This window comes from Citrobacter sp. Cf125 (assembly GCF_030333935.1).
Lineage (GTDB): Bacteria > Pseudomonadota > Gammaproteobacteria > Enterobacterales > Enterobacteriaceae > Citrobacter > Citrobacter freundii.
Genome location: NZ_JAOWEY010000025.1, coordinates 443,339 through 462,420, shown reverse-complemented (window position 1 = coordinate 462,420; position 19,082 = coordinate 443,339). Strand labels below are relative to the sequence as shown.

The 19,082-nt window shown below is 52.5% G+C and carries 15 protein-coding genes and 7 tRNA genes; 20 read left to right on the top strand and 2 right to left on the bottom strand.

All coding sequences use genetic code 11. The features are described from left to right. Nucleotides 1-165: 165 nt before the first annotated feature. The 9 genes from nagD to OGV89_RS18830 all read left to right on the top strand — a co-directional run bounded on the left by nagD (nucleotide 166) and on the right by OGV89_RS18830 (nucleotide 3,814). Nucleotides 166-918 carry a ribonucleotide monophosphatase NagD gene (gene nagD / locus OGV89_RS18870; protein ID WP_003022792.1) on the top strand — a complete coding sequence of 251 codons (753 nt, stop codon included), beginning with the start codon at nucleotides 166-168 and terminating at the stop codon, nucleotides 916-918. A gap of 299 nt (nucleotides 919-1,217) precedes the next feature. Then, nucleotides 1,218-2,882, top strand: a complete 1,665-nt coding sequence (gene asnB / locus OGV89_RS18865) for an asparagine synthase B (RefSeq protein ID WP_003835552.1) — start codon at nucleotides 1,218-1,220, stop codon at nucleotides 2,880-2,882. 224 nt (nucleotides 2,883-3,106) lie between these two features. Next, nucleotides 3,107-3,183 (top strand) — tRNA-Met (locus OGV89_RS18860). Between the two features lie 9 nt (nucleotides 3,184-3,192). Further along, nucleotides 3,193-3,277 (top strand) — tRNA-Leu (locus tag OGV89_RS18855). 23 nt (nucleotides 3,278-3,300) lie between these two features. Further along, nucleotides 3,301-3,375, top strand: a tRNA-Gln gene (locus OGV89_RS18850). A gap of 37 nt (nucleotides 3,376-3,412) precedes the next feature. Further along, a tRNA-Gln gene (locus OGV89_RS18845) sits at nucleotides 3,413-3,487 on the top strand. A 21-nt stretch (nucleotides 3,488-3,508) separates the two neighbouring features. After that, nucleotides 3,509-3,585 (top strand) — tRNA-Met (locus tag OGV89_RS18840). A 43-nt stretch (nucleotides 3,586-3,628) separates the two neighbouring features. After that, nucleotides 3,629-3,703, top strand: a tRNA-Gln gene (locus tag OGV89_RS18835). A gap of 36 nt (nucleotides 3,704-3,739) precedes the next feature. Beyond that, nucleotides 3,740-3,814 (top strand) — tRNA-Gln (locus OGV89_RS18830). A 120-nt stretch (nucleotides 3,815-3,934) separates the two neighbouring features. Here OGV89_RS18830 and ubiF read toward each other — a convergent pair. Next, entirely contained in the window at nucleotides 3,935-5,110 is a 1,176-nt protein-coding gene (gene ubiF, locus OGV89_RS18825) for a 3-demethoxyubiquinol 3-hydroxylase (protein ID WP_048998183.1), read from the bottom strand. Nucleotides 5,111-5,255: 145 nt separating this feature from the next. Here ubiF and miaB point away from each other — a divergent pair, with 145 nt between their 5' ends. The 10 genes from miaB to rihA all read left to right on the top strand — a co-directional run bounded on the left by miaB (nucleotide 5,256) and on the right by rihA (nucleotide 15,678). Beyond that, nucleotides 5,256-6,686 carry a tRNA (N6-isopentenyl adenosine(37)-C2)-methylthiotransferase MiaB gene (gene miaB, locus OGV89_RS18820; RefSeq protein ID WP_003022779.1) on the top strand — a complete coding sequence of 477 codons (1,431 nt, stop codon included), beginning with the start codon at nucleotides 5,256-5,258 and terminating at the stop codon, nucleotides 6,684-6,686. A gap of 206 nt (nucleotides 6,687-6,892) precedes the next feature. Then, complete coding sequence (locus tag OGV89_RS18815; protein WP_003022776.1) at nucleotides 6,893-7,939, top strand: PhoH family protein; 1,047 nt, start codon at nucleotides 6,893-6,895, stop codon at nucleotides 7,937-7,939. Beyond that, nucleotides 7,936-8,409 carry an rRNA maturation RNase YbeY gene (gene ybeY / locus OGV89_RS18810; protein ID WP_003022773.1) on the top strand — a complete coding sequence of 158 codons (474 nt, stop codon included), beginning with the start codon at nucleotides 7,936-7,938 and terminating at the stop codon, nucleotides 8,407-8,409. The genes OGV89_RS18815 and ybeY overlap by 4 nt, the downstream gene beginning before the upstream one ends. A gap of 158 nt (nucleotides 8,410-8,567) precedes the next feature. After that, the gene (corC, locus tag OGV89_RS18805; protein ID WP_003847383.1) at nucleotides 8,568-9,446 is read left to right on the top strand and encodes a CNNM family magnesium/cobalt transport protein CorC; all 879 of its coding nucleotides are present in this window, start codon (nucleotides 8,568-8,570) and stop codon (nucleotides 9,444-9,446) included. Nucleotides 9,447-9,470: 24 nt separating this feature from the next. Continuing rightward, nucleotides 9,471-11,009, top strand: coding sequence for an apolipoprotein N-acyltransferase (gene lnt, locus OGV89_RS18800; protein WP_003847385.1), 1,539 nt, complete (start codon nucleotides 9,471-9,473; stop codon nucleotides 11,007-11,009). Between the two features lie 409 nt (nucleotides 11,010-11,418). After that, on the top strand, nucleotides 11,419-12,327 hold the full coding sequence (gene gltI, locus OGV89_RS18795; protein WP_003022762.1) for a glutamate/aspartate ABC transporter substrate-binding protein GltI: 909 nt from the start codon (nucleotides 11,419-11,421) through the stop codon (nucleotides 12,325-12,327). 159 nt (nucleotides 12,328-12,486) lie between these two features. Beyond that, complete coding sequence (gltJ, locus tag OGV89_RS18790; protein WP_003022759.1) at nucleotides 12,487-13,227, top strand: glutamate/aspartate ABC transporter permease GltJ; 741 nt, start codon at nucleotides 12,487-12,489, stop codon at nucleotides 13,225-13,227. Beyond that, complete coding sequence (gene gltK, locus OGV89_RS18785) at nucleotides 13,227-13,901, top strand: glutamate/aspartate ABC transporter permease GltK (RefSeq protein WP_003022757.1); 675 nt, start codon at nucleotides 13,227-13,229, stop codon at nucleotides 13,899-13,901. The genes gltJ and gltK overlap by 1 nt, the downstream gene beginning before the upstream one ends. Continuing rightward, nucleotides 13,901-14,626, top strand: coding sequence for a glutamate/aspartate ABC transporter ATP-binding protein GltL (gltL, locus tag OGV89_RS18780; protein ID WP_003022754.1), 726 nt, complete (start codon nucleotides 13,901-13,903; stop codon nucleotides 14,624-14,626). The genes gltK and gltL overlap by 1 nt, the downstream gene beginning before the upstream one ends. A 116-nt stretch (nucleotides 14,627-14,742) precedes the next feature. Next, entirely contained in the window at nucleotides 14,743-15,678 is a 936-nt protein-coding gene (gene rihA / locus OGV89_RS18775; protein WP_200014537.1) for a pyrimidine-specific ribonucleoside hydrolase RihA, read from the top strand. A gap of 96 nt (nucleotides 15,679-15,774) precedes the next feature. On the opposite strand, the gene OGV89_RS18770 is transcribed toward rihA, so the two are convergent. Next, nucleotides 15,775-16,257, bottom strand: coding sequence for a zinc ribbon-containing protein (locus OGV89_RS18770; protein WP_003022748.1), 483 nt, complete (start codon nucleotides 16,255-16,257; stop codon nucleotides 15,775-15,777). A 235-nt stretch (nucleotides 16,258-16,492) separates the two neighbouring features. On the opposite strand from OGV89_RS18770, the gene leuS reads away from it, so the two are divergent. Beyond that, nucleotides 16,493-19,075: a leucine--tRNA ligase gene (gene leuS / locus OGV89_RS18765; RefSeq protein WP_096889490.1), complete on the top strand. Its 2,583-nt coding sequence runs from the start codon at nucleotides 16,493-16,495 to the stop codon at nucleotides 19,073-19,075. Nucleotides 19,076-19,082 lie beyond the last annotated feature (7 nt).

Below are 19,082 nucleotides of genomic sequence, written 5' to 3'. Positions count from 1 at the left end.
CACGTCATCCTTCAAGCTGCCTCTGCGTTAGCTGCATCTGCTCACCCCGGTCACTTACTTCCAGTAAGCTCCGGAGGTTCGCAGACTTGCCGCCTTGATGCGACTCGAATGATGTAGTGTATTTTGTGTATAGTAATGCCTTCTTTTTTTAATGTCGGATTGTCCATGGCCATTAAGAATGTAATTTGTGATATCGACGGCGTGCTGATGCACGACAATGTTGCTGTACCGGGTGCGGCAGAATTTCTGACTGGGATCCTGGAAAAAGGTCTGCCGTTAGTCCTGCTGACTAACTACCCTTCGCAGACCGGGCAAGATCTGGCAAACCGCTTCGCCACCGCAGGTGTGAATGTCCCTGATAGCGTCTTTTATACTTCCGCGATGGCTACCGCTGATTTTCTTCGTCGCCAGGAAGGAAAAAAGGCCTATGTGGTTGGTGAAGGCGCGTTAATTCACGAACTGTATAAAGCTGGATTTACCATTACCGACGTGAACCCCGATTTTGTGATTGTTGGCGAGACGCGTTCCTATAACTGGGACATGATGCATAAAGCGGCGTATTTTGTCGCCAACGGCGCTCGTTTTATCGCCACTAACCCGGATACCCACGGTCGCGGCTTTTATCCCGCCTGTGGAGCACTCTGTGCCGGTATTGAGAAGATCTCAGGTCGTAAACCATTTTATGTCGGCAAACCAAGCCCGTGGATTATTCGCGCGGCGCTCAACAAAATGCAGGCGCACTCAGAAGAAACCGTCATTGTTGGCGACAACCTGCGCACCGATATTTTGGCAGGTTTTCAGGCGGGTCTGGAAACTATCCTGGTACTGTCTGGCGTATCCAAGCTCGATGATATTGACAACATGCCGTTCAGACCAAGCTGGATTTACCCGTCTGTTGCTGAAATTGATGTGATTTGATTCGCAGGCCGGATAAGACATAAGTTCATCTTATTCGGCAATTATGCAGCGTTATTGCCGGATGGCGGCGTCATCGTCTTATCCGCCCCACGAAGTCTCTCCATTCAATAAAACCGCTATAAAACTGTCGATTCATCAATAAACACGTCTATTCTGTAATCTTTTTTCACCAATCCACAATGACCATTGCATTTTTTATTTTCTGACCCGCAATTCGCTTGCGCCCTCTCCCGCTTTGCGGCATTTTCTTTATCAAGCAAACATAAAAAGCATCACGCAACAGGTTAACGGAGAAGGTTATGTGTTCTATTTTTGGCGTATTCGATATTAAAACTGACGCAGTTGAACTGCGTAAAAAAGCCCTGGAATTGTCTCGTCTGATGCGCCATCGCGGCCCGGACTGGTCGGGTATTTACGCCAGTGATAACGCCATTCTGGCACACGAACGTCTGTCCATCGTCGACGTCAACGCCGGTGCTCAGCCGCTGTACAACGTGAAGAAAACGCATATCCTGGCGGTTAACGGTGAAATTTATAACCACCAGGCGCTGCGCGCTGAGTACGGCGATCGCTATCAGTTCCAGACCGGTTCCGACTGCGAAGTTATCCTCGCGCTGTATCAGGAAAAAGGCCCAGAGTTTCTGGATGATCTGCAAGGCATGTTTGCTTTTGCCCTGTATGACAGCGAGCAGGACGCTTATCTGATCGGTCGCGATCATATTGGGATCATCCCGCTGTATATGGGTTACGACGAACACGGTAACTTCTATGTTGCGTCTGAAATGAAAGCGCTGGTTCCTGTCTGCCGCACAATCAAAGAATTCCCGGCCGGTAGTTATTTATGGAGTAAAGACGGCGAAATTCGTCAGTACTACCAGCGCGACTGGTTTGAATACGATGCAGTCAAAGACAACGTTACCGATAAAAACGAGCTGCGCCAGGCGCTGGAAGATGCGGTTAAAAGCCACCTGATGTCTGATGTTCCTTATGGAGTACTGCTGTCCGGCGGTCTGGATTCATCCGTCATTTCCGCGATCACTAAAAAATACGCGGCACGCCGTGTTGAAGATCAGGAACGTAGCGAAGCCTGGTGGCCACAGCTGCACTCCTTCGCCGTCGGCCTGGAAGGCGCTCCGGATCTGAAAGCTGCGCAAGAGGTGGCAAACCATTTGGGTACCGTGCACCACGAGATCCACTTCACCGTGCAGGAAGGTCTGGATGCTATCCGCGACGTGATTTATCACATCGAAACTTACGATGTCACGACGATTCGCGCCTCGACGCCAATGTACTTAATGTCGCGTAAAATTAAAGCGATGGGCATTAAAATGGTGCTGTCGGGCGAAGGTTCGGACGAAGTATTTGGCGGTTATCTCTATTTCCACAAAGCACCAGATGCAAAAGAACTGCACGAAGAAACCGTGCGCAAGCTGCAGGCACTGCATATGTTCGACTGCGCTCGTGCCAACAAAGCGATGTCAGCCTGGGGTGTGGAGGCACGCGTGCCGTTTCTGGATAAGAAATTCCTTGATGTGGCGATGCGCATCAACCCGCAGGACAAAATGTGCGGCAACGGCAAAATGGAAAAACACGTTCTGCGCGAATGTTTTGAGTCCTACCTGCCAGCAAGCGTCGCATGGCGTCAGAAAGAGCAGTTCTCTGACGGTGTCGGTTACAGCTGGATTGATACGCTGAAAGAAGTCGCTGCTGAACAAGTTTCTGACCAACAACTGGAAACCGCCAGCTTCCGTTTCCCATACAACACGCCATCATCTAAAGAAGCGTATTTGTACCGTGAGATTTTCGAAGAGTTGTTCCCGGTTGCGAGCGCTGCGGAATGCGTACCTGGCGGGCCGTCTGTAGCCTGTTCTTCCGCTAAAGCGATCGAATGGGATGAAGCGTTTAAAACCATGAACGATCCGTCTGGTCGTGCGGTTGGCGTACACCAGTCCGCTTATAAATAAGTTAATCCTTAGAAAAGGGCCCTGCAGGGCTCTTTTTTTATGTCTGTTTTCTGTGCAAAAAAACAATTAATAACTAATAATTGCCGAATATTGCGTCATGCTGTTCGCAACCTAACCAAACAGTCACATTCCAGCTATTTTCAATGAAAAAGGGGTTGACGCTTCAAGGCTCAATACGCATAATGCGCCCCGCAACGCCGATAAGGTTACGCGAAAAAAAAGATGGCTACGTAGCTCAGCTGGTTAGAGCACATCACTCATAATGATGGGGTCACAGGTTCGAATCCCGTCGTAGCCACCATCTTTTTTTGCGGGAGTGGCGAAATTGGTAGACGCACCAGATTTAGGTTCTGGCGCCGCAAGGTGTGCGAGTTCAAGTCTCGCCTCCCGCACCATTCACCCGTAAGCGTTGCACGGATGGGGTATCGCCAAGCGGTAAGGCACCGGTTTTTGATACCGGCATTCCCTGGTTCGAATCCAGGTACCCCAGCCATTTTTTCTTCGATATAGCGGTTCACCGCAACGGTCATTGGGGTATCGCCAAGCGGTAAGGCACCGGTTTTTGATACCGGCATTCCCTGGTTCGAATCCAGGTACCCCAGCCATCGAAGAATATGATAGTATCTGGCTACGTAGCTCAGCTGGTTAGAGCACATCACTCATAATGATGGGGTCACAGGTTCGAATCCCGTCGTAGCCACCATATTAAGGACGTATCGACTCGTTCGGTAAATCCAAAAAATTGTTGGGGTATCGCCAAGCGGTAAGGCTCTGGTTTCTGATACCAGCATTCCGAGGTTCGAATCCTCGTACCCCAGCCAATTTCAAAAAGTCGTCCACTTTGTGGGTGCACCCGTTGGGGTATCGCCAAGCGGTAAGGCTCTGGTTTCTGATACCAGCATTCCGAGGTTCGAATCCTCGTACCCCAGCCATATTAAAAAAGCTCGCTTCGGCGAGCTTTTTGCTTTTCTAACGTCGTGTGATGGCAAGACTTACCAAGCCTACATGACTTGTAGGCCTGATAAGCGTAGCGCCATCAGGCACCACTCGAGCTACAACCCTAACGCATACTTCAGTACCTGACGTTTCAGTACGCCAGCGCGCTCTGCGGCCATGAGCCCGAGATTACGCATGATGCGCAGCGGCTGCAGGTTATTGCTGAATCCGGCGTAGAACAGATCCATACCGCTTTGCATGACGAAATTGTCAGTCATACGGCGATTCTGATAACGCTTGAGCACCGGCTGACTGGCCCAGGATTCACCGTAGCTGCGCGCATTCACCAGCACATCAATCAACGCATCGACATCACGAAAACCCAGATTAACGCCCTGCCCCGCCAGTGGGTGAATGGTATGCGCGGCATCACCTACCAGCGCCAGCCCCGGTTGCACATATTGCAGCGCATGACGACGCGTAAGTGGGAATGCCCCCGCCGCCACAGGCGTAACGTTACCGAGTCTTGAAGGGAAATGTTTAGCGATCTCCGCCTGCAGTTGCGGCATATTTAGCGCTTGCAATTGGCGGATGCGAGCTGGTGAGTCGTACCACACCAGCGAGGCCCAGTTATCGAACAACGGTAAAAACGCGCGCGGACCGTCAGGGGTAAATTGCTGCCAGGTGCTGTCTCCCGGCGAATGCTCGCATTGCACGGTAATCAACATACAGGACTGCGCATACTGCCAGGCATGAATGCCAATCCCGGCCATTTTCCGCACCTGAGAATTTGCACCATCCGCGCCGATAACCAGCTTCGCGCTGATTTTTTCACCGTCTGCCAGTTCAAGTTCATGCCGATCGTGATGTTGATGCAAAGAGAGAAGCGACGCCGGCACGCGCAGCGTAACTTTAGGGTGAACTTCCAGCGCCTGCCAGAGCGCCTGTTGCAGGACCGTGTTCTCCACCATATAGCCCAACAGAGGCAGCTTAAGCTCGGCGGCATCAAACATCACATGGGCATTTTCCCATTCCCACGTTTCCAGACGACGGTAAGGATGGCTACGCATTCCCTGAACCGTATCCCAGACGCCCAGCCCTTTCAGCAACGACACGGAGGCGGAGCTAATGGCCGAAATTCTGACATCAGGCTGTCCGCCAGCAACAAACGGCGCAGGAGCGGCATGTTCAATCACCGTTACCGAAAATCCATGCTGCGCCAGTCCCAGCGCCAGCGCGCCGCCGACCATCCCCCCGCCGACAATGGCAATTTCCGTTGGTTGATTTGTCATGGTCAATTTTCCAGTTACATGTATTGTGTAAGTTTACAGGATTTTTTACCCCTTGAGGCTGACATCCGTCATACTGGTCACAACCGCGCCAAAGCAGTACACTATGCGCCCTGCATTTCAGCCACAATTTCGCAAGAGCAAGTCGATGACCAAAAAACTCCATATTAAAACCTGGGGCTGTCAGATGAACGAATACGATTCATCGAAGATGGCCGATCTGCTGGATGCCACTCATGGGTATCAACTGACTGACGTGGCGGAAGAAGCGGATGTGCTGCTGCTGAATACCTGCTCAATCCGTGAGAAGGCTCAGGAAAAAGTGTTCCATCAACTGGGCCGCTGGAAACTGTTAAAAGAGAAAAATCCCAAGCTCATCATTGGGGTCGGTGGCTGTGTTGCGTCTCAGGAAGGCGATCATATTCGCCAGCGTGCGCATTACGTCGATATTATTTTTGGGCCGCAAACGCTGCATCGCCTGCCGGAAATGATCAACAAAGTGCGTGGAAGCACGACCCGTAGCCCGGTGGTTGATATCAGTTTCCCGGAGATCGAAAAGTTCGACCGCCTGCCGGAACCGCGTGCTGAAGGTCCAAGCGCGTTTGTGTCCATCATGGAAGGTTGTAATAAATATTGTACTTACTGCGTGGTTCCCTACACCCGCGGTGAGGAAGTCAGCCGTCCGGCGGATGATATTCTGTTTGAAATCGCCCAGCTTGCAGCCCAAGGCGTGCGTGAAGTGAACCTGCTGGGGCAAAACGTGAACGCCTGGCGTGGTGAAAACTACGACGGCACGATCGGATCCTTTGCCGATCTGCTGCGTCTGGTAGCAGCAATCGACGGCATTGATCGTATCCGCTTCACCACCAGCCATCCGATCGAATTCACCGATGATATCGTTGAAGTTTATCGCGATACGCCAGAGCTGGTGAGCTTCCTGCACCTGCCGGTACAGAGCGGCTCAGACCGCGTACTGAACCTGATGGGACGTACCCACACGGCGCTGGAATACAAAGCGATCATCCGCAAACTGCGCGCTGCGCGTCCGGATATCCAGATTAGCTCCGACTTCATCGTTGGCTTCCCAGGTGAAACCACGCAGGATTTCGAGCAGACCATGAAGCTGATCGCTGACGTCAATTTTGACATGAGCTACAGCTTTATCTTCTCTGCGCGTCCTGGCACCCCTGCCGCCGATATGGTTGATGACGTACCAGAAGAAGAGAAGAAACAGCGTCTGTACATTCTACAGGAGCGTATCAACCAGCAAGCTATGGCCTGGAGCCGTCGTATGGTTGGTACGACCCAGCGCATCCTGGTTGAAGGCACATCGCGTAAGAGCATTATGGAACTGTCAGGGCGTACCGAAAATAACCGCGTGGTGAACTTTGAAGGTACCCCGGATATGGTCGGTAAGTTTGTGGATGTTGAAATTACCGATGTCTGGACGAACTCCCTGCGCGGAAAAGTGGTGCGTACCGAAGACGAAATGGGCCTGCGCATCGCAGAATCCCCTGAATCGGTCATTGCGCGTACCCGCAAAGAAAACGATCTGGGTGTTGGTATTTATCAGCCTTAATCCTGCTGAAAGACGTAAAAAAGGCCCGATACCGCTACACTTATCGGGCCTACACTTCTGGGCTCGCTGTCCCGGCGGGCCTTGTAATCAGCCCTGGCATCCCCATATTTATTGCAATGCTTGCGCCTTTCCCCCATGGCGTGAATAATTTCCTTAGATGCCGGTAAATGTTCAGCGTCCGGCGAGACATGCATAAGAGGAACAGTTTGAACATAGACACTCGCGAAATCACCCTTGAACCCGCAGACAACGCCCGCCTGTTGAGCCTTTGCGGCCCATTTGATGACAACATCAAACAGCTGGAACGTCGCCTCGGCATCGAAATTAACCGCCGTGATAACCACTTTAAACTGACCGGCCGCCCAATTTGCGTCACCGCTGCGGCAGATATTTTACGTAGTCTGTACGTCGATACCGCCCCAATGCGCGGTCAGACGCAGGACATCGAGCCTGAACAAATTCATCTGGCGATCAAAGAAGCGCGTGTGCTTGAGCAAAGCGCAGACAGCGTGCCTGAATTTGGCAAAGCGGTGAACATCAAAACCAAGCGCGGGGTAATTAAGCCGCGTACGCCGAACCAGGCACAGTACATTGCGAATATCCTCGATCACGACATCACCTTCGGCGTTGGCCCTGCGGGTACGGGTAAAACGTATCTCGCTGTTGCCGCTGCGGTTGATGCGCTTGAGCGTCAGGAGATCCGTCGTATTCTGCTGACCCGTCCGGCAGTGGAAGCGGGCGAAAAACTGGGATTCCTGCCGGGGGATCTCAGCCAGAAAGTCGATCCCTATTTACGACCGCTATATGACGCGCTGTTCGAAATGCTCGGTTTTGAGAAGGTTGAAAAGCTGATTGAACGTAACGTCATTGAAGTTGCACCGCTGGCCTATATGCGCGGACGTACACTCAACGATGCGTTCATCATTCTTGATGAGAGCCAGAACACCACCATCGAACAGATGAAAATGTTCCTGACCCGTATCGGCTTTAACTCCAAAGCGGTTATCACCGGCGATATCACCCAGATTGACCTGCCGCGTAGCACCAAGTCCGGTCTGCGTCATGCCATTGAAGTGCTGGCTGAGGTCGACGAGATTAGTTTTAATTTCTTCCATAGCGAAGACGTGGTTCGCCATCCGGTGGTGGCTCGTATCGTCACGGCGTATGAAGCCTGGGAAGAAGCAGAACAGAAACGTAAAGCCGAGCAGGCTGCAGAACGCAAGCGCGAAGCTCAGGAGCAGGAACAAAAATGAGTCAGGTTATTCTCGATTTACAGCTGGCATGTGAAGACGAATCCGGTTTACCCACAGAAAGTCAGTTTCAGGGGTGGCTGGATGCGGTGATCCCGCAGTTTCAGGAAGAGTCTGAAGTAACCATTCGTCTGGTCGATGACGCGGAAAGCCATGAGCTCAACCTGACCTATCGCGGGAAAGATAAATCCACCAACGTGCTCTCTTTCCCGTTTGAAGCCCCGCCGGGCATTGAGATGCCGCTGCTGGGTGATTTGATCATCTGCCGTCAGGTCGTCGAGAAAGAAGCGCAGGAACAAGGTAAGCCGCTTGAGGCCCACTGGGCGCACATGGTGGTGCACGGAAGCTTGCATTTACTCGGCTACGACCATATCGAAGACGATGAAGCGGAGGAAATGGAATCCCTCGAAACAGAGATTATGCTTGCTCTGGGCTATGAGGATCCGTACATTGCCGAGAAGATTGCAGAATAGTAGCTTGCCGGATGGCGGCGCTTACGCCTTATCCGGCCTACATTCATGCCTTTCGTAGGCCTGATAAGCATAGCGCCATCAGGCAAAACATGCCGTCAACAGCTGAGTATACGCATGACGCGCTTTGTATTAACTAACATGAGAACCCATACGACGCCATGAGCGACGACAATTCACACAGTAGTGACACCTTAAACAGCAAAAAGGGATTTTTTTCCCTGTTACTGAGCCAACTTTTCCACGGTGAACCGAAAAACCGCGACGAACTGTTGGAGCTGATCCGTGATTCCGGGCAAAACGACCTTATCGATGAAGATACGCGCGATATGCTCGAAGGGGTAATGGATATTGCGGACCAACGCGTGCGCGACATCATGATCCCTCGCTCTCAGATGATTACCCTGAAACGCAACCAGACCCTGGATGAATGTCTCGATGTCATTATCGAGTCTGCTCACTCGCGTTTCCCGGTGATTAGCGAAGACAAAGATCACATTGAAGGGATTCTGATGGCCAAAGATTTGCTGCCGTTTATGCGCAGCGATGCCGAAGCCTTCAGCATGGAGAAAGTGTTACGCCAGGCGGTTGTCGTACCTGAAAGCAAGCGGGTTGACCGCATGCTGAAAGAGTTCCGCTCCCAGCGTTATCATATGGCTATCGTCATCGACGAGTTTGGCGGTGTCTCAGGTCTGGTGACCATTGAGGACATCCTTGAACTGATTGTCGGTGAAATTGAAGATGAGTACGACGAAGAAGACGATATTGATTTCCGTCAGCTCAGTCGCCACACCTGGACTATTCGCGCGCTGGCATCGATTGAAGACTTCAACGAAGCTTTCGGGACCCACTTTAGCGACGAAGAAGTCGATACCATTGGCGGGCTGGTCATGCAGGCCTTTGGTCATCTGCCCGCGCGTGGGGAAACTATCGACATTGATGGTTACCAGTTTAAAGTGGCAATGGCCGACAGCCGCCGTATTATTCAGGTTCATGTCAGAATTCCGGACGACTCACCCCAGCCAAAACTGGACGAATAAACCCGAAACTGGATCTAAGACTACATGGCATTTGCCCCATTAATTGAACGCCAGCGCATTCGCCTGCTGCTGGCGTTATTATTCGGTGCCTGCGGGACACTGGCTTTCTCACCGTATGACATCTGGCCCGCTGCGATTGTTTCGCTGATGGGCCTGCAGGCTCTCACCTTCAACCGCCGTCCGCTCCAGTCTGCCGCTATCGGCTACTTCTGGGGACTGGGACTGTTTGGCTCAGGCATCAACTGGGTTTACGTCAGTATCGCGCAGTTTGGCGGTATGCCCGGCCCGGTTAACATTTTCCTCGTGGTTCTGCTTGCCGCATACCTTTCCCTCTACACCGGTCTGTTTGCCGGCGTGTTGGCGCGCTTGTGGCCGAAAACCACCTGGCTGCGGGTGGCAATTGCCGCGCCGGTAGTCTGGCAAATCACGGAATTCCTGCGCGGTTGGGTACTGACCGGCTTCCCGTGGCTGCAGTTCGGTTATAGCCAGATCGACGGTCCGTTAAAGGGGCTGGCGCCGGTAATGGGCGTTGAGGCGATTAACTTCCTGCTGATGATGGTTAGCGGCCTGTTGGCGCTGGCGCTGGTGACACGTAACTGGAAGCCGCTGGTTGCCGCACTCGTGCTCTTTGCTCTGCCTTTTCCACTGCGCTATATCCAGTGGTACACGCTTGAGCCGGAAAAAACCACCCAGGTCTCGATGGTGCAGGGCGACATTCCGCAGTCGCTTAAATGGGATGAAGGTCAGTTACTCAACACCCTGAAGATTTATCTCGACGCCACCCAACCCGAGATGGGCAAATCACAGCTAATCATCTGGCCAGAATCTGCTATTCCGGATCTGGAAATTAACCAACAGCGTTTTCTGAGCATGATGGATGACCTGCTGAAATCGAAAAACAGCACACTGATTACCGGTATCGTGGACGCGCGTCTGAACAAGCAGAATCGTTACGACACCTACAACACCATCATCACACTGGGTAAAGACAGTCCATACAGCTACGACTCCAGCAACCGCTACAACAAAAACCATCTGGTACCGTTTGGCGAGTTTGTCCCTCTGGAATCAATCCTGCGACCGTTAGCGCCGTTCTTTGACCTGCCAATGTCTTCGTTCAGCCGTGGCCCGTATGTACAGCCGCAGCTGCATGCGCACGGCTTTAAGCTGACCGCTGCCATTTGCTACGAAATCATTCTTGGCGAACAGGTTCGGGATAACTTCCGTCCGGATACGGACTACCTGCTGACTATCTCCAACGATGCCTGGTTTGGTAAGTCCATTGGCCCGTGGCAGCACTTCCAGATGGCGCGGATGCGTTCCCTTGAGCTGGCGCGCCCCTTGCTGCGTAGCACCAACAATGGTATTACGGCGGTGATTGGTCCTCAGGGTGAGATTCAGGCGATGATCCCGCAGTTTACCCGTCAGGTTCTGACCACCAGCGTGACGCCAACCACGGGTCTGACCCCTTATGCCCGTACCGGTAACTGGCCGCTCTGGCTGCTGACTGCACTGTTTGGCTTTGGTGCGGTGGTAATGAGCCTGCGCCAACGTCGCAAATAAAACAGTGCCCCATCAAATTCAGGCCGGATAAGGCGGTACGCCGCCATCCGGCCGTTGTGCAGCATCTTGCCTGATGGCGCTAAGCTTATCAGGCCAACTCCCCTCCAAAAGACCATTTTGGCACGTCTATTGCTTTGTTCTACAAGGCAAACGCTGTTTTGGCTGAATGTGCAACCTGGTCGCACCAAAGTTGAGCGCCGGTAGCACCTGAAAAGTGCAACAAGATATTTTTGCCCCCAAATGGTGCGGCGCACTTCGCAAAAATAAACAATAACACAGCAAATTCTTTACATTCATCCAAACTAAATGTTAACAAACACATACAAGACTGCACGTTTTAGTAGCAAACAATAACAACATCACAATGGGTATCAATGCGTCCCTGGCGCAGACGATAAAGGAGTTGGATATGCAATTACGTAAGCTCGCCACTGCCATGCTGGTCATGGGAATGTCCGCCGGTCTGGCGCACGCAGAAGACGCAGCACCCGCGGCAGGCAGCACGCTGGATAAGATCGCCAAAAATGGCGTGATCGTGGTCGGTCACCGTGAATCATCGGTACCGTTTTCTTACTACGATAATCAGCAAAAAGTGGTCGGTTATTCACAGGATTACTCCAACGCGATCGTTGAAGCGGTGAAGAAAAAGCTGAACAAGCCCGATCTGCAGGTAAAACTGATCCCGATTACCTCACAGAACCGTATCCCGCTGCTGCAAAACGGTACCTTCGACTTTGAATGTGGCTCCACCACCAACAACGTCGAGCGCCAGAAACAAGCGGCATTCTCTGACACTATTTTCGTTGTCGGCACCCGTCTGCTGGCGAAAAAAGGCGGCGATGTTAAAGATTTCGCAGACCTGAAAGGCAAAGCCGTGGTCGTGACTTCGGGTACCACCTCAGAAGTGCTGCTGCACAAGCTGAACGAAGAACAAAAAATGGATATGCGCATCATCAGCGCGAAGGACCATGGTGACTCTTTCCGTACTCTGGAAAGCGGTCGCGCCGTTGCCTTTATGATGGATGATGCCCTGCTGGCTGGTGAACGCGCGAAGGCGAAGAAACCAGACAACTGGGAGATCGTCGGCAAGCCGCAGTCTCAGGAAGCCTACGGCTGCATGCTGCGCAAAGATGATCCTGAGTTCAAAAAGCTGATGGACGACACTATCGCCAAGGCGCAGACCTCAGGCGAAGCAGAGAAATGGTTTGATAAGTGGTTTAAAAATCCAATTCCACCGAAGAACCTGAACATGAATTTCGAACTGTCAGACGAGATGAAAGCCCTGTTCAAAGAACCGAATGATAAAGCGCTTAACTAACTAAAATAAATGGGAGGCTTCCCCTCCCTCTCGATTGTTACCCGGCACGGACAGACTATAAGCCTGATGGTCGTTCCCCATCAGGCCTGAAAACCGCAAAACGCCGAATAACAATCTTCGAGGGTAGCGCTGCTACCCTTTTTTTTCTGGAGTAGATTTATGTCTATAGACTGGAACTGGGGTATTTTTTTACAACAGGCCCCGTTCGGCAACACCACCTATCTCGGCTGGCTCTGGAGTGGTTTCCAGGTCACGGTCGCGTTATCTATCACCGCCTGGATTATCGCTTTCCTCATAGGCTCTTTATTCGGCATCTTACGTACCGTCCCAAATCGTTTCCTTTCCGGGATCGGCACGCTATACGTTGAGCTGTTTCGTAACGTCCCGCTCATCGTTCAGTTCTTTACCTGGTATCTGGTCATTCCTGAACTGCTGCCGGAAAACATTGGCATGTGGTTCAAGTCGGAACTGGATCCCAACATTCAGTTCTTCCTCTCATCCATGCTTTGTCTGGGGCTGTTTACCGCAGCTCGCGTCTGTGAGCAGGTTCGCGCTGCGATTCAGTCCCTGCCTCGCGGGCAAAAAAATGCCGCGCTGGCGATGGGGCTGACTTTGCCGCAGGCCTACCGCTATGTGCTGCTGCCAAACGCATACCGCGTGATTGTTCCGCCAATGACCTCAGAGATGATGAACCTGGTGAAGAACTCCGCGATCGCCTCCACCATCGGCCTGGTGGATATGGCGGCGCAAGCGGGCAAGCTGCTGGATTACTCCGCCCACGCATGGGAATCGTTTACCGCCATCACGCTGGCCTACGTCCTGATTAACGCCGTCATCATGCTGGTGATGAATCTCGTCGAACGCAAAATCCGCCTGCCTGGCAATTTGGGAGGCAAATAATGTACGAATTTGACTGGAGTTCTATCGTCCCTTCCCTGCCGTATCTGCTGGACGGGCTGATCATCACCCTGAAAATCACCGTTACGGCGGTCGTCATTGGTATTGTCTGGGGAACCATCCTTGCAGTAATGCGTCTGTCCAGCTTCGCGCCGATTGCCTGGTTTGCGAAAGGCTACGTCAACGTATTTCGTTCTATTCCGCTGGTCATGGTGCTGCTGTGGTTCTACCTGATTGTGCCCGGCTTTTTGCAAAACGTACTGGGTCTGTCGCCTAAAACCGATATTCGCCTGATCTCAGCGATGGTCGCGTTTTCGATGTTTGAAGCTGCGTACTATTCCGAGATTATCCGTGCCGGTATCCAGAGTATTTCTCGTGGGCAATCCAGCGCCGCGCTGGCGCTGGGGATGACACACTGGCAGTCGATGAAGCTGATCATTCTGCCACAGGCCTTCCGCGCGATGGTACCACTGCTGCTGACCCAGGGCATCGTACTGTTCCAGGATACCTCGCTGGTCTATGTATTGAGTCTGGCAGACTTCTTCCGTACCGCCTCCACCATTGGCGAGCGTGACGGCACACAGGTTGAAATGATCCTGTTTGCTGGCGCCGTTTATTTTGTATTCAGTCTGAGCGCATCGTTGTTGGTCAGCTATTTGAAGAAAAGGACAGTTTAATGATTACCCTGAAAAATGTTTCTAAATGGTATGGTCACTTTCAGGTGCTGACCGACTGCTCCACGGAAGTGAAAAAAGGTGAAGTGGTGGTGGTCTGCGGCCCGTCAGGTTCAGGTAAATCAACGCTTATCAAAACGGTGAACGGTTTGGAGCCGGTACAACAGGGCGTCATCACCGTTGATGGTACCGTGGTGAATGATAAAAAAACCGATCTGGCCAAACTGCGCTCTCGTGTTGGTATGGTGTTCCAGCACTTTGAACTGTTCCCACATCTGTCGATCATTGAGAACCTGACTCTGGCGCAGGTAAAAGTGCTTAAGCGCGATAAAAAGCCGGCCCGCGACAAAGCGCAAAAGTTACTGGAACGCGTTGGCCTGTCGGCACATGCCGAGAAGTTCCCCGCCCAGCTATCCGGGGGCCAGCAACAGCGTGTCGCCATCGCCCGGGCGCTGTGTATGGATCCTATCGCCATGCTGTTTGACGAACCGACATCGGCGCTTGATCCTGAAATGATCAACGAAGTACTGGACGTTATGGTTGAACTGGCCAATGAAGGGATGACCATGATGGTGGTGACCCATGAAATGGGCTTTGCGCGTAAAGTGGCGAACCGGGTGATCTTCATGGATGAAGGGAAAATTGTTGAAGACTCACCGAAAGAAGAGTTCTTCGCTAATCCGAAATCGGACCGCGCCAAAGACTTCCTCGCGAAAATCCTGCACTAATCTTGCTGGCGCGCATCTCCATGTGCGCGCCACCTCACGCTTTATCCCTTCGCCTCTCGAAACACATACAGCCCAGCGTTAACCTTGTCACAAAGTCCCACTTACAAGGAGCAACAATGGCACTACCGATCCTGTTTGATTGCGATCCAGGTCATGACGACGCTATCGCAATTGTACTCGCCCTCGCCTCACCTGAACTGGATGTGAAAGCGATAACCTCGTCAGCCGGGAATCAGACTCCCGACAAAACGCTGCGTAACGTATTGCGCATGCTGACGTTGCTCAAGCGTACGGATATTCCCGTCGCCGGTGGCGCTGTGAAACCACTGATGCGCGATCTGATTATCGCCGATAACGTTCATGGCGAGAGTGGGCTGGATGGTCCAGCGCTGCCGGAACCCACTTTTGCGCCACAAGACTGTACCGCTGTGGAACTGATGGCGAAAACCCTGCGTGAAAGCCCGGAACCGATGACGATTGTCTCCACCGGCCCGCAAACTAACGTGGCATTGCTACTAAATAGCCATCCTGAGCTGCACGCCAAAATCGACCGTATCGTGATAATGGGTGGTGCGATGGGCCTCGGAAACTGGACACCCGCCGCCGAGTTCAACATCTTTGTGGATCCCGAAGCCGCGGAGATCGTATTCCAGTCAGGTATTCCTGTGGTGATGGCTGGTCTGGACGTGACGCATAAAGCGCAAATACATCGCGAAGATACCGAGCGGTTCCGCGCTATCGGCAATCCTGTTTCAACGATCGTGGCTGAACTACTCGATTTCTTCTTTGAATATCACAAAGATGAAAAATGGGGATTCATCGGTGCACCGCTGCATGACCCATGCACCATTGCCTGGCTGCTGAAACCTGAACTGTTTACCACCGTCGAACGCTGGGTTGGCGTGGAAACTCAGGGGAAATATACCCAGGGAATGACCGTGGTGGACTACTACTTCCTGAGCGGCAATAAGCCAAACGCCACCGTGATGGTGGATGTTGATCGCCAGGGGTTTGTCGATTTGCTGGCAGAACGGCTGAAGTTTTACGACTAATACACGCCGGATGCCGCTAACGCTTATCCGGCCTACAAAATCGTGCAATTTGTAGGCCGGAGAAGACGCTTTGCGTCGCCATCCGGCAATAAGCAATTACGGTTCAAACGGTCGGCGCTGAAACTGATCGTGTCCGCATTTCGGACACAGCGGCAGCACATCCGGGGTGTAAACCGCTAAATGGAAGTGGCACTTCTCGCAGACCAGATTACCTAATCCGACCACCTCGCCGCTGTGATAAACACCGTGATGACTGAGGTCCTGGAACACTTCGCGCCATTCGAGCTGCGTTTTATCGGTAATATCGGCCAGTTCCTGCCAGATACTCTCCTTGATAACCCGCATAAAGACGCTGTCTGTCTCCTCATCGAGACTTTCTTCATAGCTCAGAGCAAACTCTTCCAGGTCACGTCTGACGGCCCGAGTGAGCTCTTCCACCTCGGTTCGCGTTAACTCCCCGGTCTGCATAACTCGTTGACGCGCCTGCTCCACCAACGCATCGATATCGCGTTCGCCATTACGCAGACGTTCGCTCAGTGAAGCTACCAGTTCACGGTAATATTGAGCAACCTTGTTCATCGCTTCGCCTCCTGGGTCGTTAACTGTCTATAATAATAGACGTTATTTACGCTACGCTTTGCAAGACTGTCCACAGAGTGTGTAAATTCGTGCAAGAATTATCCTTGCGGGAATTCAACGCTGAATGCGCGAAAGGCTGTTTTGGCGCGGGCGTTTGGGCTATGCTATGCGGATCTGAAACACCACATCTAGAGCTACGTTTGTAGCTGTATTGAAAACAGGACCACTGGCTGCCATGCAAGAGCAATACCGCCCGGAAGAGATAGAATCCAAAGTACAGCTTCACTGGGATGAGAAGCGCACATTTGAAGTTACCGAAGACGAGAGCAAAGAGAAGTATTACTGCCTGTCTATGCTTCCCTATCCTTCTGGTCGACTACACATGGGCCACGTACGTAACTACACCATCGGTGACGTGATCGCCCGCTACCAGCGCATGCTGGGCAAAAACGTACTGCAGCCAATTGGCTGGGATGCGTTCGGTCTGCCAGCAGAAGGTGCTGCGGTTAAAAACAACACCGCGCCGGCACCGTGGACGTACGACAACATCGCATACATGAAAAACCAGCTCAAAATGCTGGGTTTCGGTTACGACTGGAGCCGTGAGCTGGCGACCTGCACCCCGGAATATTACCGTTGGGAACAGAAATTCTTCACCGAGCTGTACAAAAAAGGCCTGGTGTACAAGAAAACGTCTGCGGTCAACTGGTGCCCGAATGACCAGACCGTACTGGCGAACGAACAGGTTATCGACGGATGCTGCTGGCGTTGTGATACCAAAGTCGAGCGTAAAGAGATCCCGCAGTGGTTCATCAAAATCACCGCTTACGCTGACGAACTGCTGCGTGACCTGGATAACCTGGATCACTGGCCTGACACCGTGAAAACGATGCAGCGCAACTGGATTGGCCGTTCTGAAGGCGTAGAAATCACCTTCGATGTGAACGATTACGACAACACGCTGACCGTTTACACAACCCGTCCGGACACCTTTATGGGTGCGACCTATCTGGCCGTTGCCGCAGGTCACCCGCTGGCGCAGAAAGCCGCTGCAAATAACCCGGAACTGGCCGCCTTCATTGACGAATGCCGCAACACCAAGGTTGCTGAAGCCGAAATGGCAACCATGGAGAAGAAAGGCGTCGACACGGGCTTTAAAGCCGTTCACCCGCTGACTGGCGAAGAGATCCCGGTTTGGGCAGCAAACTTCGTCCTGATGGAATACGGTACGGGCGCAGTCATGGCCGTTCCGGGCCACGATCAACGCGATTACGAGTTTGCGACTAAATATGGCCTGACCATCAAGCCTGTAATTCTGACCGCTGAAGGCGCAGAGCCGGATCTGTCCGAACAAGCTCTGACCGAAAAAGGGGTACTGTTTAACTCCGGTGAGTTTGACGGCCTCGACTTCGAAGCAGCCTTCAATGCCATTGCTGACAAGCTGGTGGCTCTTGGCGTGGGTGAGCGTAAAGTAAACTACCGTCTGCGTGACTGGGGTGTTTCCCGTCAGCGTTACTGGGGCGCGCCGATTCCGATGGTGACATTGGAAGACGGTACCGTACTGCCGACGCCAGAAGACCAGTTGCCGGTTATTCTGCCGGAAGACGTGGTTATGGATGGTATTACCAGCCCAATCAAAGCCGATCCGGAGTGGGCAAAAACCACCGTTAACGGCATGCCTGCACTGCGTGAAACCGACACTTTCGATACTTTTATGGAATCCTCCTGGTACTACGCGCGCTACACCTGCCCGCAGTACAACGAAGGGATGCTGGATCCAGAAGCTGCAAACTACTGGCTGCCGGTTGATATCTACATTGGTGGTATTGAACACGCCATCATGCACCTGCTCTACTTCCGCTTCTTCCACAAGCTGATGCGCGATGCGGGTATGGTCAACTCTGACGAACCGGCTAAACAGCTGCTGTGCCAGGGTATGGTGCTGGCCGATGCGTTCTATTACGTTGGTGCAAACGGTGAGCGTAACTGGGTTTCTCCGGTTGATGCCATCGTTGAGCGCGACGAGAAAGGTCGTATCGTCAAAGCTCAGGACGCAGAAGGCCATGAACTGGTGTATACCGGCATGAGCAAAATGTCCAAGTCGAAAAATAACGGTATCGACCCGCAGGTTATGGTTGAACGTTACGGCGCCGACACCGTACGTCTGTTCATGATGTTCGCTTCTCCGGCTGATATGACGCTGGAATGGCAAGAATCCGGCGTTGAAGGGGCGAACCGCTTCCTGAAACGTGTCTGGAAGCTGGTTTACGAACATACCTCCAAAGGTGATGTAGCTGAACTGAACGTTGATGTGTTGAGCGAAGACCAAAAAGCGCTGCGTCGCGACGTGCACAAAACCATTGCTAAAGTGACCGATGATATCGGTCGTCGTCAGACCTTTAACACCGCAATTGCGGCGATTATGGAGCTGATGAACAAGCTGGCGAAAGCACCGCAGAAAGACGAGCAGGACAGAGCCCTGATGCAGGAAGCGTTACTGGCCGTCGTTCGCATGCTGAACCCGTTCACCCCACACGTTTGCTTCACGATGTGGCAGGCGCTGAAAGGTGAAGGCGATATCGACAACGCACCGTGGCCGGTAGCTGACGAAGCCGCAATGGTTGAAGACTCGACGTTGGTTGTTGTTCAGGTGAACGGTAAAGTCCGTGGCAAAATTACCGTTCCGGTAAATGCGACAGAAGAACAGGTTCGTGAACGTGCTGGCCAGGAGCATCTGGTGGCAAAATATCTTGATGGCGTTACCGTACGTAAAGTGATTTATGTACCGGGTAAACTCCTCAATCTGGTCGTTGGCTAAGCGCGGG

Coding starts and splice junctions, on each gene's coding strand:
- OGV89_RS18770 (WP_003022748.1), bottom strand. CDS start 16,257: ATGAACAAGGTTGCTCAATATTACCGTGAACTGGTAGCTTCACTGAGC.
- gltL (WP_003022754.1), top strand. CDS start 13,901: ATGATTACCCTGAAAAATGTTTCTAAATGGTATGGTCACTTTCAGGTG.
- gltI (WP_003022762.1), top strand. CDS start 11,419: ATGCAATTACGTAAGCTCGCCACTGCCATGCTGGTCATGGGAATGTCC.
- miaB (WP_003022779.1), top strand. CDS start 5,256: ATGACCAAAAAACTCCATATTAAAACCTGGGGCTGTCAGATGAACGAA.
- ubiF (WP_048998183.1), bottom strand. CDS start 5,110: ATGACAAATCAACCAACGGAAATTGCCATTGTCGGCGGGGGGATGGTC.
- lnt (WP_003847385.1), top strand. CDS start 9,471: ATGGCATTTGCCCCATTAATTGAACGCCAGCGCATTCGCCTGCTGCTG.
- corC (WP_003847383.1), top strand. CDS start 8,568: ATGAGCGACGACAATTCACACAGTAGTGACACCTTAAACAGCAAAAAG.
- gltJ (WP_003022759.1), top strand. CDS start 12,487: ATGTCTATAGACTGGAACTGGGGTATTTTTTTACAACAGGCCCCGTTC.
- leuS (WP_096889490.1), top strand. CDS start 16,493: ATGCAAGAGCAATACCGCCCGGAAGAGATAGAATCCAAAGTACAGCTT.
- rihA (WP_200014537.1), top strand. CDS start 14,743: ATGGCACTACCGATCCTGTTTGATTGCGATCCAGGTCATGACGACGCT.
- nagD (WP_003022792.1), top strand. CDS start 166: ATGGCCATTAAGAATGTAATTTGTGATATCGACGGCGTGCTGATGCAC.
- asnB (WP_003835552.1), top strand. CDS start 1,218: ATGTGTTCTATTTTTGGCGTATTCGATATTAAAACTGACGCAGTTGAA.
- ybeY (WP_003022773.1), top strand. CDS start 7,936: ATGAGTCAGGTTATTCTCGATTTACAGCTGGCATGTGAAGACGAATCC.
- gltK (WP_003022757.1), top strand. CDS start 13,227: ATGTACGAATTTGACTGGAGTTCTATCGTCCCTTCCCTGCCGTATCTG.